This window comes from Actinoplanes subtropicus, from assembly GCF_000721705.1.
Lineage (GTDB): Bacteria > Actinomycetota > Actinomycetes > Mycobacteriales > Micromonosporaceae > Actinoplanes > Actinoplanes subtropicus.
The window spans coordinates 99,114-114,489 of record NZ_JOJL01000024.1 but is presented as its reverse complement, the minus strand read 5'-3'; the positions used below and the strand labels follow the sequence as shown (position 1 = coordinate 114,489).

The window sequence follows — 15,376 nt, the reverse complement described above, 5'->3', positions numbered from 1 at the left end:
CCACCATATTCGTATCAACCTATACTCTGGGTCGCGAGCCGCTCGATCCGGCGGTGCAGATTTTCGACGTACGTCTCGGCCTCGGGTTTCATCAGCACGCTGCGCAGGATCCGCGCGCCGTCGGCGCCCCCGGTGACCTTCGGGTGCCGGCGGGCGAACCGTTCGGCGCCGACCCGGAGCGTGCTGAGGAAGACCGGGTCGTCGGCGTCGGTCATGCCGGCGTGCATGATCCGGTTGCTGGCCTCGTCGATGCCGGCGAGCGAGTCGCCGGCGAAGTAGGCGACGATGTCGAGCTCCGGCGGCTGGAAGAGGCGCAGCCGGTCGGACTCCTCGATCAGCTCGGCCCAGCGCAGCGCCGCCCGCCGCCCGGCCGCGAGCACCCGGCCCAGCCCGTCGGCGGTCGGCGGCAGCAGCTGGAAGGTGAGCCACAGCCCGGCCGCCGACGCACCCGCCCGCGAGCACTCCAGGCTGATCTCGCCCAGGTGCAGCTCCTCCGAGGTGAAGTAGGTGTAGGGCGAATCGTGCAGGTAGAAGCGCCCGACCGCGGGGTCTTGGAACAAAACCGCACCGCAGCCGTACGGCTGAAGCCCGTGCTTGTGCGGGTCCACCACGATCGAATCGGCCCGCGCGACGGCCCGCCACGGCTCCGCCGGGATCCCCAGGTCGCCGGCGAGCAGCGTGAAGAATCCGCCGTACGCGGCGTCGACGTGTATCCGTACGCCGTACCGCTCCCGCAGCGCCAACGCCTCGTGCACCGGCTCGATCGCGCCGAGCCCGGTGGTGCCCGCGGTGAGCACGACCGTGCCGATGTCCTCGCGCCGCAGCAACGCCTCGAGCGCGTCGAGATCCATCCGCCCCCGGTCGTCGACCGGCACGGCGTGGCCGGCCACGCCCAGCACCCGGCACATCCGGCCGTGCGTGTAATGCGCCTCCGTGCTGTACGCGATGCCCTTGCCCGGGTGCAGCTCGCGGGCCACGTAGAGGGCTTCCAGGTTGGCGATGGTGCCGCTGGTGGTCAGGTGCCCGAGGTGGGTGTCGTAGCCGAACATCGTGGCCAGCTGCCCGACCACCTCACGCTCCATCGCGGCGGTGGCCGGGCCGCCGTCGAGGGCGTGGTTGTTCGGGTTGATCAGCATCGCGGTCAGGTAGCCGACCACCGCGGCCGGGTGCGGCGGCTTGAGCATCTGGCCGGCGTACCGCGGATGGAAGAACGGATAGTTGTCGGTGAGCCGCTCGGTGAGCCGCCCGAACGCGGCGGCGAACCGCTCGTCGTCGACGGCCAGCGCGGGATGCGGCTCGAAGGGCCCGTACGACTCGGCCCACTCGGCGTTCGCCGCGGCCGCGGCGGCCAGCCACCTGCTCAGATCCACGTCGTCTCCCCCAGATCGTTCGGACCCAAATAAGCATGGGCGGCCGCGAGGCGTCAAGCTCTAGGAATGGCCAAGCTGATCTGTACCGCAATTACCTCGCTCGACGGCTACATCGCCGACGAGAAGGGCACCTTCGACTGGGCGGCGCCGGACGCGGAGGTGCACGCCTTCATCAACGACCAGGAACGGTCGATCGGAACGTATCTGTACGGCCGCCGCCTGTACGACACGATGGTCTACTGGGAGACCGAGGGCGCCTCGCCGGACGAGCCTCCGGCCGTCCGGGATTACGCCGCCCTGTGGCGGGCCGCCGACAAGGTGGTGTACTCGACCACCCTGCTGGCGGCGCGCAGCGAGCGCACCCGGATTTCGCGCGCCTTCGACCCGGAGGCCGTGCGGGCGTTGAAGGACTCGGCCGGCCGGGATCTCAGCGTCGGCGGGGCGGGGCTGGCGGCGCACGCGTTCCGCGCGGGGCTGATCGACGAGGTCCGCCTCTTCGTCACGCCGGTCGTGGTGGGTGGGGGCACCCGCTTCCTGCCGGACGGGCTTCGCCTCGATCTGCGGACGGTGGACGAGCGCCGGTTCGACAGCGGCGTGGTCTACCTGCGGTACGGCCTCCGCCTACCCGGCGACCGGGGCTGAGGTGGGGAGGGCCGGGAGGGTGTGGTTCGCGTACTCGAAGAGGCGGTTGAAGTTGATGTCGTTGAGGTCTCGGCCCTCGCCGATGCGGGCGAGGTAGGGGCGGGATGTCGTCGCGGCCGGGGCCCACGGGGTGGTGGGGTTGAAGCCGGGGCCGATCAGGGAGTCGCGGATCAGGAGTTGGCCGTTCGGGGTGCGGCCGGGGAGGTAGCCGGTGGCGCTCGCGCCCTGGTCCCAGGAGCGGCCGAGGTAGCCGGTCGGGGTCGGGGCGGTGACATAGCCCTGGTCGGCGGTGATCAGGCAGTGGGTGACCAGGAAGCCGTACGGGTAGGCCGGTGCGGTGTTCGGGGCGAAGATGACGCCGCCGGCGGGCTTGCGGGTGGAGACCAGGTGGAAGTTGGTGGCGGTGAAGACGGCGGCCGCCCGGCCGAAGACGAAGTCGGTGTCGCCCTCGATGTAGCTGTCGCGGACGAAGACGCGGGCGATGCGGTTCACGTCGTTCGCGTTGGCCATGAAGGTGTCCTGGCGGCCGATCAGGCGCATGTCCTCGAGCTGGGTGCGGTCGTCGTCGGTGCGCAGGGCGAGCGCCTGGTGGGTGCCCTTGTCGACCGTGTCGAGCAGCGTGTTGGTGATGGTCACGCCCTTGAGCTGCAGGTCGGTGCTCTGCGCCCAGACCACGGTGGCGCACAGGGCGGCGGTGGCGGTGGTCTTGGTGGCGCAGGACTGGAACATCGGCCAGGCCGGGTCGCCCTCGGCGTAGCGGCCGTCGGCGTTGACCAGGGCGGCCCACGCGGCGGGGGTGATCGTGGCGTCGACGCTGAATTCCAGGCGTACGTCGGCGGGGCGGCCCAGGCCGTAGAGGGTCAGCGGCGGCGAGCCGGCCGGGATGAAGACGGTGCCCTGGTAGACGCCGGGGAGGACACCGACGTACTGCCGTTTCGTGCCGCCGGCCCGGTACGCCGCGTTGACCGCCTGCTGCACGGTGGTGAAGCCGTGGCGGCCGCCGACGAGCAGGTCGGGGCGGCGCGGGGTGGCGATCGGGGCGGGGTGCCACGGGTCGGCGACCGGGGCCGCATACGCACCGGAATAGCCCAGGTAGTTGGCCGCGACATAGGGGGTGGCCTCGGCGGCGGACAGGACCGGTCGGGTGGCCGTGCCAGGGGCGGCCATCGAGAGCGCGAGCATGGTCGCGACCACCGCGATGTTCATCGGAGCCTCCTGCAGGAAAGGGCTTTCCTACGCTAGCTCATGATCGATCGATGTCAATAGGATCCGGTCGCCGGCCACGATCTCGGCGACCGCCTCGACGGCGCGGTCCACCTCCTCGACGGTGTTGTAGAGGGCGAAGCTCAGGCGGCAACTCGCCGGTGGGTCGAGGCCGAGCGCATGGTGGGCCAGGGTCGCGCAATGGCAGCCGGCCCGGGACTCGACGCCGCGCCGGTCCAGGGACTCGGCCAGGGCGAACGGGCTGAATCCGGGGACGTTGAAGGCAATCAGGGGAGTGCGGTGCTCCGGCCCGTACACCCGCAAGGTTTTGATCTGAGAGAGGCCGGCCAGGCAGCGAGCCGTCAGATTCGCGGTGTGCCGGCCGATGCGGGCCATCGCCTCCTCGATCGCGATCCGCGGGATCGGGCCGGATCTGCCGAAGAAGGTCGTCGGCATGACGAGGTCGATCAGCAGGCGCAGGGCCTGGGCCGAGACGATCGTGCCGAGGATGTTCGGGGTGCCGGCGGTGTATTTCCAGGGGAGGCTGTTCCAGTCGACGGTCTCCGGGGTGACCCGGCCCTCGGCGATCATGTCGCCGCCGTAGAGGAACGGCAGCGCGTGCTCGAGCAGGTGTTCCTTGGCGTAGAGGACGCCGACGCCGAACGGCGCGAGCATCTTGTGGAACGAGAAGGCCAGATAGTCGACATCCATCGCCCGCACGTCGAGCGCGCTGGTGGGGGCCAGCTGGGCGGCGTCCACCAGCAGCAACGCGCGGCGCTCGCCGGTCGGCTGGGGGTAGCCGCCGGCGTCGGCGATCGCTCGCACCCGGGCCAGGTCGGGCTTGCTGCCGAAGAAGTTGGAGGCGCCCGTGCAGCAGACCAGCTTGGTGCGACGGTCCACGAGGGACGCGAGGTGGTCGAGATCGAGCCGGCCCGAGTCGTCGAAGCGGGCCAGCCGGCACTCCACCCGGCGGCCGAGGCGGGGCAGGATCTCCCGGCACAGCGCGTGCCAGGGCACGTAGTTCGAGTTGTGCTCGAGCATCGTGGTGACCACGTTGTCGCCGTCGCGGAAGTCGGTGAGCAGCGAGTACATCACCGCGTTGATCGCCTCGGTGGTGTTGCGGTAGGTGGCCACGCAGCGGCGGCTGGGCGCGTTCAGCCAGGCCGCGATGGTGGCGAAGGAGGCCTCGAACAGCGCGGTGGTGTGCCGGGACGCCGCCGACTGGCCCCGGTGGACGTTCTCGTACCCGGGGGCGAGGGTTTCCATCAGCTTGATCAGCTCGCGCGGCGGCTGGGTGCTGGCCGCGTTGTTGGTGACCACCCGCTGGGCGGCCGGGAAGTCGAAGTGCGCGCGGATGCGGTCGACATCGAGGGCGTTCATCGCCGTTTCCAGGCGCCGATCATCAGCGGCCAGGTCATCGGCCGGTCCGGGTGCCGGGTCGCGTCGGCCTCCAGCGCGGCCATCGCGGCCTCCATCTCGCCGGCGGTCGCGACGCCGTGCCCGAGCGCGGCCGGAAGCAGGCTGCGCAGCACGCTCGAGATCATCCGGCGGCCGCTGCCGTACGGCTCGATCCGCCCGGCCACGTCGGTGCCGTCCGGCACACCCACCCCGGCCCGGGCGAACAGGGCCGGCAGCGTGGCGCCCACCCGCACGTCGCAGCCGACCGCGCCGAAGGTGTCCATGATCAGCCGGCCGGCCTCGTCGAGCGCGGCCGACGGCGGCAGCACCCCGACCGTGTCCAGGTCGTAGTCCTGCACCAGCAGGTGACCGCCCGGGGCGACCGACTGCCACAGCCGGCGCAGCACGGCGACCCGCTCGGGCAGGTGGAACAACAACAGACGAGCGAAGACCAGGTCGTACGGGCCGGGCCGCCCGGGACCGATTCGTACGCGGTGAGGTCGTGCGCGATCACCCGGCACTGGCGATGCCCGCCGTCGTGCAGCATCCGCTCGGTCCGCGCGGCCAGCGGCGCGTCGGCGTCGATCCCGGTGACCCGGCCGGCCGGGCCGACCCGCAGCGCCATCAGCCGCATCGTCTCGCCCGGCCCGCACCCGGCGTCCAGACATCGGGCACCGGCGGCCAGCCCGACCCGGTCCAGCAGCCGGCCGGTCGCCTCCTCCCACACGCGGGCCTGGAGACGCAGTCGCTCGTACTCCTCCGGCGTCCGGCGGAGCGCGTAATAGGCGGTGCTCTCGGTGGTAGTCATGACCACGATGCTCGGTTGCCTGGACGATTGCTGAATCGTGGATCCGACCACGAGGTTTCGCGGTGCCCCCGCCGGGCCTACCGTCGGACCATGCCTCGCCTGCTGCTGCAGCGCGACGCCGAGATGGCCGCCCTCGACTCCCAGCTCGGCGACGTGCGCGCGGGCGCCGGCCGGCTGATCCTCGTCGAGGGTCCGGCCGGCATCGGCAAGTCCAGCCTGATCGCCGCCGCGGCGCGGGCCGCCGCCGCGGCCGGGATGCGGGTGCTGCGGGCCTGGGGCGGTCCCCTCGAGCACGACGCCGGCTGGGGCATCGCCCGCCAGCTGTTCGCCCCGCTGCGCGTCGGCGCCGAGTGGGAGTCGCTGGCCGTCGGCGCGGCCGCCCTGGCCCGCCGCGCCCTGGACGGCGCGGGCGCCGAGCCGGCGCTGGACGGCGAGGCCATGCACGCCGCGTCGCACGGCCTGGTCTGGCTCGCCTGCGGGCTGGCCGAGCGCGGCCCGGCGCTGCTCGTGGTCGACGACGTGCACTGGGCCGACGCGCCCTCGCTGCGCTGGCTGATCCAGCTCGTCCGGCAGTCCGCCGACCTGCCGCTGGGCATCCTGTGCGCGGCCCGCTCCGGCGAGCCACCGGCCGAGCCCGCGCTGGTGGCCGACCTGCTCGCGGCGACCGCCGAGCCGCCCGTGCGGCCGGCCCCGCTCGGCCCGGCCGCGGTGGCGGCGGTGGTCGACGACCGGCTGCCCGGCGCCGCGCCCGGCTTCGCCGAGTCCTGCCACGCCGCGACGGCCGGGAACCCGTTCCTGCTCGGGGCCCTGCTCGCCCACCTGCGAGCCGAGCGGATCGACCCGACCGAGCAGGTCGCCGCCCGGCTCAGCTCGTTCGGCCCGGAACAGGTCGCCCGGGCGATCGAGCGCCAGCTGTGCCGGTTGCCGGCCGGCGCCGAGACGCTGGCCCGGGCGTTCGCCGTGCTCGGCCGGGGCGCGCCGCTGCGGCACGCCGCCGAGCTGGCCGGCTTGGAGACGCCGGTCGCGGCCCGGCTGGCCGACCGGCTGCGGACGGCCGGGCTGCTCAACTACCGCGAGCTGGTGCACCCGATGGCGGCGGCCGCGCTCTACCAGGGGCTGCCGGCCAGCCAGCGGGCGCAGTGGCACGGCCGGGCGGCGGCGATCCTCGCCCGGGAGCGGGCCGACCCGGAGGCGGTCGCCCTGCACCTGCTGCACAGCGAGCCGGCCCGGGACGCCGAGACGGTGCGGACGCTGCGCGAGGCCGCCCAGGGCGCCGGTCGCCGGGGAGCGCCGGAGAGCGCGGCCGCCTTCCTGCGCCGGGCGCTCGCCGAGCCGCCGCCGGAGCGCGCCGACGAGGCCGACGTACGCAGCCGACTCGGGCTGGTGCTCGCCGCCCAGGCCGGCCCGGACGCGCCCGGCCTGCTCCGCTCGGCCGTCGAGATGGCCGCCGACCCGCGGCAGCGGGCCCGGCTCGCGCTGGCCGGCGGCCGGGCGCTCGGGCTGGCCGGCTACTTCGAGGAGGCGGTGCGGATGTGCCGGCTCGGCCTGGCCCAGCCGTCCGGCGCCGACCCCGAGGTGCTGGCCCGGCTCGAGGCCGAGCTGATCGGCGAGGTCTGCCTGCGCGCGGGCGGCGCGGCCGAGGCGCACGACCTGGTCCGAAGGCTGCCGCCGGAGCTGCCGCTGCGGCCGATCTGCCTGGCCTGGGAGGCGCTCTGCGACGGCCGGCCGGCCGCGGAGCCGCGCGCCTGGCTGGCCACGCCGATCGAGCCCGACGACAACGACTCGATCGTGGCCACCCTGGCGAAGTTCTCACTGATCGTCTACGGCGAGCCGGAGGCGGCCCGGGAGCGGTGCACGGCGCTGATCGACCTGGCCCGGCCGCGCGGCTGGCGGATAGCGCTGGCGCACGGCAGCTTCCTGCGGGCCATGGCGCACCTGCAGGCGGGACGGATCCGGGACGCGGAGGCGGACGCGCGGATCGCGTACGACTTCAAGAAGGCCAACAGCCCGCCCGCGGCGCTGCTCTGGTCGATCTTTCCGCTGGTCGAGGCGCTCACCGAGCTGGACGAGCCGGCCGAGGCGGAGGCGGTGCTGGCGGCCAACCCGTCGCCGCCGGAGGGCTGGATCGCGACCGGCCTGCTGCTGGAACGCCGGGCCCGGCTGCGGCTGGCCCAGCACCGGCCGGCCGACGCGCACGCGGATCTGACCGCGGCGGCCGAGACGTGGAAGCAGCTGGAGGCGAGCCACCCGGGGATGGCGGCGTGGCGGGTGGACGACTCGCGGGCGCTGGTTCAGCTCGGCGACGTGCGGGCGGCGCGGCTGCTCGCCGAGGAGCATCTGGAGCTGGCCGAGCGGCTCGGGCTGCCGGGGCCGCGCGGGGCGGGGTTGCGGGCGCTGGCCGGGACGCTCGGGCACGACGAGGCAATCAAAGTGTTGCGGGAGGCGGCTCTGTTGCTGGCCGATTCGCCGTGCCGGCTGGAGTACGTGCGGGTGCTGGTCACGTTGGGGGCGACGCTGCGGCGGGCCAACCATCGGGCCGCCGCCCGGGAGCCGCTCGCGAAGGCGTTGGGACTGGCCGAGCCGGGCGGGATGCGGCTGCTGGCCCGGCGCTGCCGCGAGGAACTGCGGGCGGCGGGGGCCCGGCCGCGGTCGGCGGACTCGCTGGCGCTGACCCCGGCCGAGCACCGGGTTGCGACGATGGCCGCGCGCGGGCTGAGCAATCGGGAGATCGCCCAGCAGCTGTACGTCACGCGGCGCACCGTCGAGACCCATCTCACGCATGTGTTCCAGAAGCTCGGGTGCGAAACCCGCGCGCAGCTGTCACGGGGCCTCGCCGGGAGCGATCGCCAGTAGCGAGATGATGGCCAGGCCGCGCTGGGCGAAGTCGTTGGTGGCGAAGTCGGCGGCGGTCGGGATCTCCTGGACGCCGTCGACGGTGATGGGGGCCGGCCAGGGTTTGCCGGATGGGTCGTTGAGGAACTGGGTCCAGCCGCGCTTTTTCACCACGGCGTCGTCTGTTTGCTCGCCGGCCCAGGCCGTCACTCGTGAGTAGATCGTCGGGAAGACTCCGGGGTTGAAGTCGAAGCCGAAGTGGGCGATCTTCTCCGCGCTCGGCGCCTGCACGTATCGGGCGTATTCCAGAAATTTCGCTTTAAAGGCGGGCACGTCGACAAGGTCCAGCGCCTCCCACAGGATCTGCTCGCCGCCGAAGGCCATCGCCAGGTTGTAGCCGCCGGTGTAGTCGCCCTTGTTGAAGTTGGTGAGATGGCCGGTCGCGGGGTCGAAGCCGACCGCTCCCCCGGCCTCGCCGGTGAACAGCCCGGCGGGAAATGCCGAAATGTCGGTCATGCCGGTGACGATCCGATCCCGCCAGCGGGTGTCGCCGGTCCGCTCCCACTCGGTGAGCCAGTTGCTGACCAACGCATACCAGTCCGGCCCGATCCGCAGCCGGGTCGGCGCCAGCGTCTGCGGCGGCAGCACCTCGCGCAGCGGCTCCACCGTCAGCAGCGTCCGGTCCGCCCGCAGCGAGGTGCGGATCAGCTCGCCGAGCAGCTCGTCGGCGGTCAGGTAGTAGGCGAACCGCTTGGTGAACGACTCGCCGATCCGGGCCTCCTTCGCGCCGTCGCCCCAGTGCGAGACGTTGTGCCGGGAGCCGAGCCCGGCGAACCGTCCGGCGTGGTGGGTGTCGACCTCGCTGATGTGCCGGGTCATCGCCCGGGCCGAGCGGAAGAAATCAGACCTGCCGGAGCGCAGGAACGCGTACCAGAGCAGGGCGTCCGTGCCGAGCTCGCCGTTGTCCCAGGCGTAGCCGCCGACGTCGTACCGCCACTCGTGCCGGTCCAGGTCGTAGGTGTGCATCACGTCGCCGTAGTTCCAGTAGCCGTACCACTGCCGCTGGTCGACCTGGCCGGCGTAGAAGGCGATCTCGTTGTCCAGCGCGTTCTCCAGCGTCACCCGGGCCGGGGTGGTGCGGTCGGGCAGGCTCCACCGGCCGAAGACGGCGGCCGCGTGATACCACTGCGGGGCGGCGACCACCTGCGGGGTTGCGGTGAGTGCGGCCTCGAGCGCCGCGATGCGATTCCTTGCGGGCGTACGGTCGAAGCCCCACACGATGATCTCGGTGGACCCGACGATCCCCTCCGGGGTGCTGAAGCCCGCTTGCACGTCCTCGTAGGCCAGGTCCAGGCCGTGCGCGCCGGTGTCGTAGTGCCGCAGGTCCATCGCCGGCGCGTACGGCGACCACGACCAGAGCGTCACCTCGGCGGTGGCGCCGGCCGCGCCGCGGATGTCGAGCGCCCGCGGGAACCGCTGCCAGAAGTCGGTGAGCCCGAAGCCCAGCCCGCCGGAGACGCCGCCGCAGTAGCCGAAGCCGCTGGCCCGCTTGCCCCGGCCGGCGTGCCGTAGCCAGCTGCCGGCGGCCGAGGTGCGCTTGGCGACGGTGAAGTGGTCGGCGGAATCCTGGGTGAGCCGGAAGTCGTTCCACTCGGCCAGTTGCTGGTAGCCGGCGCTGACCTGGGTGTTCCACTCGGCGACCGGCGGGGTCGGGGTGCCCGCCACCTGGGCGGCGTCGACTGCGGCGCCGGGGTCGCGGCGCAGGCCGGTGAGCACCCGGACCGGCTCGCCCCAGACGCCGCCCCCGGCGACGCCATAGCGGATGTGCCGGTCGTGGGTGGCGTCGGTCATCGGGACGTCGAAGCGCAGGCCGAGGCCGCGGATGAAGTCACGGGCCGGGTCGGCGTCCCAGGTGAAGCTGTGCACCAGGCGGATCGCCTCGGCGCCGGCGGCGAGGTAGACCCGCAGCGTCCAGGGCAGGATGCGCCGGCCGCCGCGGTGGTACGCGCCGGTGAGCTTGACGACGGCTCGGACCGGACCGGACTGCTCGACGGTGGCCTTCTCGATGGTCGCGCGGTAGGCCGTCCGCACCGGCGTGCCGGCGTCGTCGTCGGGCCGGTCCTGCAGGTCGAGCACCAGGCGGCCGCCCGTCGCCGTGCTCCGGCCGGCCCGGGTTATCGCGCGGATCGGGACGTCGCCGCGGGTCGCCAGGCGCACCTCGAGGACGCCGTTGGTGAGGATCAGGTCGCTGCCGTCCCGGCGTACGGCAATCGGGGTTTCGGGATTTGCGGGGTTTCCGGGGGTCAGGCGGTACGCGGCGGCCTCGGCGCCGGGGGCGATCGCGTGACCGGTCCACTTGAGGGTGCCGTCGGGCCAGTAGGCGAGCGGCCAGGACTGGACCGGGACCGGGGTGCCATCGGCGGTGGTGAGCGCGAGTTCGGTGTCGCGGGCCAGGCGGCCGCGCGGCCACGGGACACCCCAGGCGCTGCCGGTCGTCTCCCGCGGCGGGCCGTCGAGCCAGTGCAGCTCGGCCTCGGGCAATGCGTCCTCCTCGAAGTGCAGGGTGGGAAGCGGGGCGGCGGCGGCCAGCGAGCCGGCGAGCAGGGTCCGGCGGGTCAGCGGTGGTGTCATGGGCCTACCGGTACGCGGTCGCAGTGATCCATGTCAATCGATGTTTTGGTGATCGCGCTCATGATGCGGAAAGCGCTTACCTTACGATGCGGGCGGCCGCCGTTGATCCCTTCGAGTCCCTTTTCGCGTATGGTCACCTGCTTGTCCTCCCCGTCGACCGAGGCCCGACATGACCGACATGAACGACGACCGGCCCGCCACCGCCCAGCCCGCCACGGCTCAACCAGCCACCAGCCAGCCCCCGAGCGGCCAGCCCGCCGCCGCCCGGTCCGCCACCGGCCAGCCCCCGAGCGGCCAGCCCGCCGCCGCCCGGTCCGCCACCGGCCAGCCCGCCACCGGCCAGCCCCCGACCGGCCAGCCCGCCACCGCCCGGTCCGCCACCAGCCAGCCCCCGACCGGCCAGCCCGCCACCGGCCGCGCCGACCGGGTGCGGCCCGACACGGCTGTGTCGAGGTCCGAGCGGCCCGACCCGGTCCTGGTCCGGCCCTACATCGGACCGGTGCCGGACCAGCCGAGCCGGGGGCCCGCGGATGCGCCCACGGTGCTGATCCAGTCCGTGATCGTCGACGAGCCGGCGACGCCGCCACCCGCGCCGCCGCGCCGGCCCCGCCTCGGGGTGCCGCTGCGCCTGCTGATCCTGGCCGGCGGGCTGGCCGTGGCGCTGACGATCGTCGGGTGGCTGGTCTTCGCCCCGGAGAAGCACACGAGCCAGCCGGGCGCGGTGCTGCCGAAGTTCACCACGACGCTGCCGGCGGACCCGGTCAAGGCCTCGGCCCGGCCGTCGGCGTCGCACAGCGCCTCGCCGTCGCCGAGTTCGTCGAGTGCCTCCCCGTCGGCTTCGGCCAGCGAATCGGCCTCGGCCACCGCGTCGCCCTCCCCCTCGTCGACGCTGGCCGCGCCGCCGTCCGCCGACCGGACCGGCAAGATGACCGCGGCGAGCGGCCGCTGCCTGGCGCTGGGTGGACTGCTGGGCGTGGACGGCAGCCCGCTGGTGGTGACCGGTTGCGTAAACCTGCCGGCCCAGAGCTTCACCCTGACGCCCGACGGCACGCTGCGGGTATCGGGCCGCTGCGCCCAGGTGACCGGCGACGCCACCGTCCACATCGAGGGCTGCGGCAGCACGGCGACGCAGCAGTGGCGAGCGGGCCCGTCGCACACGCTGGTCAACCCGTCCACCAACGAGTGCCTGACCGACCCGGGCACGGCCGGCGCAACCGCCAAGACGACCAGGTGCACCGGCGCGACCGCCCAAAGCTGGACCCTCCCCTGACGAAAGCGCGGAAGCTCTCCCGCAGCCACCTCTCCTGGCGCTCCCGCCGCGCCCGCGCCCGCCGTCGGGCCGAACCCGGGGGTGCGCCACAGTGCGCAGAGCGGGCCGCGCCACAGTGCGCAGAGCGGGGCCCGCCACAGTGCGCAGAGCGGGCCGCGCCACAGTGCGCAGAGCGGGCCGCGCCACAGTGCGCAGAGCGGGCCGCGCCACAGTGCGCAGAGCGGGGCCCGCCACAGTGCGCAGAGCGGGGCCCGCCACAGTGCGCAGAGCGGGGCCCGCCACAGTGCGCAGAGCAAGACAGGGCGCCGTGCCGCGCCGCCTAGGGCCGCCGGTCGCGTGCCAGTTAGATCTTGAGGACGCGGCGTTCACAGCCAACGGAAACCACCACTCTTCAGCTGGGCGAACGCAACGACGAAGAGTTTCCGTTCGCGCCGAACGCCGCGTCTTCAAGATCGGCCGGGCTACCGACACGGCGCGCGGCGGTCGCCCGGACGGTCGGCGCCGCAGCGGGGTCCGGCGAAGCAGCAGCCGGCCGAAGCAGCAGCCGGCCGAAGCAGCAGCCGGCCGAAGCAGCAGCCGGCCGAAGCAGCAGCCGGCCGAAGCAGCAGCCGCCCGGGGCGGGGCGGGCCGTTGGCCGGCGGGGCGGGGGGCGTGGTGGGGCCGCTGTGTCGGCGGGGCGGCGGGAGTGGCAGCTCAGCCCGGCGCGGGCGGCAAAGGCTGTCGTTGCAGCCAGGCCGCCTGATGAGGCGGGGCGGTCCCGGCTGCGGTTCGGGACTGGGTCACGCGTACACGTGATGTGGTGAATTTCGGGTTTCGGGTAGAACGGAGGCAAGGTCCACCTCGCGTAGCCGCCATCGGCTATCTGCACTTTGCAGATTGGTTTTCGCACATCGTGATTCGCTGTTGACTTTTGGCTACCTGCAAGTAGCGTGCGCCGCGTCTAATGGAGGGACGGGGTCACGAAGGGGTCACAGATGTCCACCAGCAGCGCGAGCCGGCCGAAACCGGTCTTTCGGGTCCTCTATCAGAGTGACGAGATCACCATCACGAGCTGGCACATCCACGTGGACGGGCTGCGGATCAACGTCTCGGAGCTGTGGGCCGCGGAGCGGCATCTGACCTACAGCTACCCGACGGTCCGGGTTGCGGCGATCACCGCGGGGCTGGAAGTGGCGATCGCGGCGCCGTTCGCGGTCTTCTACGGGTCGGCCCTGATGATCGGGGTGGGGCTGCTCTCCGCGTGCGGGATGGCGGTGGGTGCGCTCAACGACTTCCACCAGAACCCGCGATATCAGGAGATCCACGCGACGCTGCGCGGCCGACGGGTCGTGCTGTTCGGCACGCGGGACCATCGGATCTTCGGGTTCGTCTGGCGCGCGCTGGTCCGCGCGGTCGAGGACAACCGTCAGCTGAGCCCCTACGACTAGCGGTCGAACTCGGCGCCCTTCACGCCGGCGGTGAACGCGGTCCACTGGCCGAGCGTGAAGGAGAGCACCGGGCCCGAGCGGTCCTTGCTGTCGCGCAGCTCGATCGTGTCGCCCATCCGGCGGGCCTCGACGCACTGGCCGTTGCTGCCACTGCGCGTGCTCTTGCGCCAACTCTGGTCGAGCATCCCTGACTCCTAAGCCTGCTGGGCATCGCGAATCTGCGTGATCATCGCGATCGACTCGGACGGCGACAACGCGGACGACCGGAGGTCGTTGAAGACGGTCGTGCATCGGTTGACGTCAACACCCTCAGCGTAAAGGTCTCCGGTCAGACCCTCGATGTAAACCACTCCTTCGTGGTCGGGAAAGCTGAGGATCGCGAAGGACGAGAGCATCGAGGCGTACGCCCCCTCCCGGAACGGGATCACCTGGAGCGTGACGTTCCACAGCTCGGCCGCCTCCAGCAGCGCGGTGAGCTGGTCGTGCATCACCCGCGGGCCGCCGATCTGGCGATGCAGCACCGCCTCGTCCATGACCGCGATGAGCTGCAAGCGGTCCTCCTTGATCAGCTTCTGCCGCTCCATCCGGACCGTCACGCGCTGCTCGATCGCGGACGGGGTCGGCTTGAACGCGTCGGAGTTCGTCATCGCCCGGGCGTACGCCTCGGTCTGCAGCAGGCCGGGCACCACGATGGTCTCGAAGTTCTGCATCTGGTCGGCCGCCGATTCGAGGCCGATGTACTGCCGGTACGCCGGCGGCAGGTCGCCGAACTTGGCCCACCAGCCGCGGCGCTTGCCCTCCCGGGCCATCGACAGCAGCGTCTCGCGCAGCGCGGCGTCCCGCACGCCGTACTCGTCGAGAAGCGCGGTCAGCGCCGGGCCCTTGATGCCGACCCGGCCCGATTCGATCCGGCGCAGCGTGCTCGCGGACACCTCGATGACGTCGGCGGCGCGCTCGGTCGGCATCTTGGCCTCGTCGCGCAGCCGGCGCAGCTGGGCGCCGAGCTGGAACCTCACGAACGTGGGACTGTCCACGGCCGCATTGTGCCTGATCGATGCGGAGGGTTCACTCTTTGCGGTGACGTACCCGTGGTTGCGTAGTTGACCGGGTAAAAGTGCGCGCGCAAACTGACGCCGTGGCGACCGACCACATCCCCGACCGGCCGTCGTGGCGCTGCCGCTCCTGCGGCAACCCGTGGCCCTGCGCACCGGCGCGCCACCACTTGGCGGCGCGGCTGGACAAGGCGGCCCTTGCCACCCACATGTGGGCGCAGCTGGACGACGCTTTCGGCGACCAGCCGACCGGCCCGCCGGCCGAGATGTTCGACCGGTTCATCCGCTGGACACACTGACCGGCGGGCCGCCCCGATCAGACCTCGTGCTGGTACATCACCAGGACGTCGGAGACCTCCAGCGAGCCGTCGCCGTCGTTGCGGGTGATGGTCAGGACGTTGTCGCTCTCCTTGAGCACGCCGTCGTCGATGATCTCATGCCAGGTGCGGGTCGGGTCGGTGCTGAAGGTCGAGGTCAGCACGTCGGAGTTGTTCAGGGTCACCTTCAGCTCGGCGGTGCCCTCCGGGTTGATCTTGAACATCAGGATCGAGCGCCCGGCGGCCAGGCCGGCCGCGCCGAACTTCGGGTAGTCGTGGTCGATGTCCCCGTTGGACTTCGGCAGCTTCACCGAGGTGTCCTGGACGACGGCGTAATCGGTCAGGTTGGGCATTGGTCCTCCTCGTTTCGTTGGCTTGCTGTCCCGAGCGTCGCCCGGCCCGCTGGAACGACCGCTGGAACGCGGC

At 72.7% G+C, this 15,376-nt stretch carries 14 protein-coding genes; 5 read left to right on the top strand and 9 right to left on the bottom strand.

What is annotated here, in order from left to right; all coding sequences use genetic code 11:
- Positions 1 to 14: 14 nt before the first annotated feature.
- A complete protein-coding gene (locus tag IH26_RS0131635; RefSeq protein WP_030439920.1) occupies positions 15 to 1,370 on the bottom strand; it encodes a pyridoxal phosphate-dependent decarboxylase family protein in 1,356 nt (451 codons plus the stop codon).
- A 66-nt stretch (positions 1,371 to 1,436) separates the two neighbouring features.
- On the opposite strand from IH26_RS0131635, the gene IH26_RS0131630 reads away from it, so the two are divergent.
- The gene (locus tag IH26_RS0131630; RefSeq protein WP_030439919.1) at positions 1,437 to 2,012 is read left to right on the top strand and encodes a dihydrofolate reductase family protein; all 576 of its coding nucleotides are present in this window, start codon (positions 1,437 to 1,439) and stop codon (positions 2,010 to 2,012) included.
- Here IH26_RS0131630 and IH26_RS0131625 read toward each other — a convergent pair.
- From IH26_RS0131625 to IH26_RS61525, 4 genes are read right to left on the bottom strand one after another with little or no spacing between them, the layout of a single operon-like run.
- Positions 1,992 to 3,218 carry a putative acyl-CoA thioester hydrolase gene (locus tag IH26_RS0131625; protein WP_051808834.1) on the bottom strand — a complete coding sequence of 409 codons (1,227 nt, stop codon included), beginning with the start codon at positions 3,216 to 3,218 and terminating at the stop codon, positions 1,992 to 1,994. The genes IH26_RS0131630 and IH26_RS0131625 overlap by 21 nt on opposite strands.
- 27 nt (positions 3,219 to 3,245) lie before the next feature.
- Positions 3,246 to 4,595 carry an aminotransferase class V-fold PLP-dependent enzyme gene (locus IH26_RS0131620; RefSeq protein ID WP_051808832.1) on the bottom strand — a complete coding sequence of 450 codons (1,350 nt, stop codon included), beginning with the start codon at positions 4,593 to 4,595 and terminating at the stop codon, positions 3,246 to 3,248.
- A complete protein-coding gene (locus IH26_RS0131615) occupies positions 4,592 to 4,972 on the bottom strand; it encodes a hypothetical protein (RefSeq protein ID WP_169789848.1) in 381 nt (126 codons plus the stop codon). The genes IH26_RS0131620 and IH26_RS0131615 overlap by 4 nt, the downstream gene beginning before the upstream one ends.
- Positions 4,900 to 5,421 (bottom strand): SAM-dependent methyltransferase, encoded by a 522-nt coding sequence (locus IH26_RS61525; protein WP_030439915.1) that lies wholly within the window; start codon positions 5,419 to 5,421, stop codon positions 4,900 to 4,902. Before IH26_RS61525 ends, IH26_RS0131615 begins: the two co-directional genes overlap by 73 nt.
- A 90-nt stretch (positions 5,422 to 5,511) precedes the next feature.
- On the opposite strand from IH26_RS61525, the gene IH26_RS0131605 reads away from it, so the two are divergent.
- Positions 5,512 to 8,274, top strand: coding sequence for an ATP-binding protein (locus IH26_RS0131605; RefSeq protein ID WP_030439914.1), 2,763 nt, complete (start codon positions 5,512 to 5,514; stop codon positions 8,272 to 8,274).
- Here the strand turns inward: IH26_RS0131605 and IH26_RS0131600 are convergent.
- The gene (locus tag IH26_RS0131600) at positions 8,242 to 10,884 is read right to left on the bottom strand and encodes an exo-rhamnogalacturonan lyase family protein (RefSeq protein ID WP_030439913.1); all 2,643 of its coding nucleotides are present in this window, start codon (positions 10,882 to 10,884) and stop codon (positions 8,242 to 8,244) included. The genes IH26_RS0131605 and IH26_RS0131600 overlap by 33 nt on opposite strands.
- Positions 10,885 to 11,053: 169 nt before the next feature.
- Between IH26_RS0131600 and IH26_RS60185 the strand changes: the two genes are divergently transcribed.
- Both IH26_RS60185 and IH26_RS0131590 read left to right on the top strand, forming a co-directional pair.
- Positions 11,054 to 12,154, top strand: a complete 1,101-nt coding sequence (locus IH26_RS60185; RefSeq protein ID WP_030439912.1) for an RICIN domain-containing protein — start codon at positions 11,054 to 11,056, stop codon at positions 12,152 to 12,154.
- Positions 12,155 to 13,128: 974 nt separating this feature from the next.
- Entirely contained in the window at positions 13,129 to 13,581 is a 453-nt protein-coding gene (locus tag IH26_RS0131590) for a DUF6232 family protein (protein ID WP_030439911.1), read from the top strand.
- On the opposite strand, the gene IH26_RS0131585 is transcribed toward IH26_RS0131590, so the two are convergent.
- Both IH26_RS0131585 and IH26_RS0131580 read right to left on the bottom strand, forming a co-directional pair.
- Positions 13,578 to 13,766, bottom strand: coding sequence for a DUF397 domain-containing protein (locus tag IH26_RS0131585; RefSeq protein WP_030439910.1), 189 nt, complete (start codon positions 13,764 to 13,766; stop codon positions 13,578 to 13,580). The two genes, IH26_RS0131590 and IH26_RS0131585, sit on opposite strands and share 4 nt — an antisense overlap.
- 9 nt (positions 13,767 to 13,775) lie before the next feature.
- Positions 13,776 to 14,615 (bottom strand): helix-turn-helix domain-containing protein, encoded by an 840-nt coding sequence (locus IH26_RS0131580; RefSeq protein ID WP_030439909.1) that lies wholly within the window; start codon positions 14,613 to 14,615, stop codon positions 13,776 to 13,778.
- Positions 14,616 to 14,716: 101 nt separating this feature from the next.
- On the opposite strand from IH26_RS0131580, the gene IH26_RS0131575 reads away from it, so the two are divergent.
- On the top strand, positions 14,717 to 14,932 hold the full coding sequence (locus IH26_RS0131575; protein WP_211268785.1) for a hypothetical protein: 216 nt from the start codon (positions 14,717 to 14,719) through the stop codon (positions 14,930 to 14,932).
- A 17-nt stretch (positions 14,933 to 14,949) separates the two neighbouring features.
- On the opposite strand, the gene IH26_RS0131570 is transcribed toward IH26_RS0131575, so the two are convergent.
- Positions 14,950 to 15,303, bottom strand: a complete 354-nt coding sequence (locus tag IH26_RS0131570) for a hypothetical protein (protein ID WP_030439907.1) — start codon at positions 15,301 to 15,303, stop codon at positions 14,950 to 14,952.
- Positions 15,304 to 15,376: the final 73 nt, after the last annotated feature.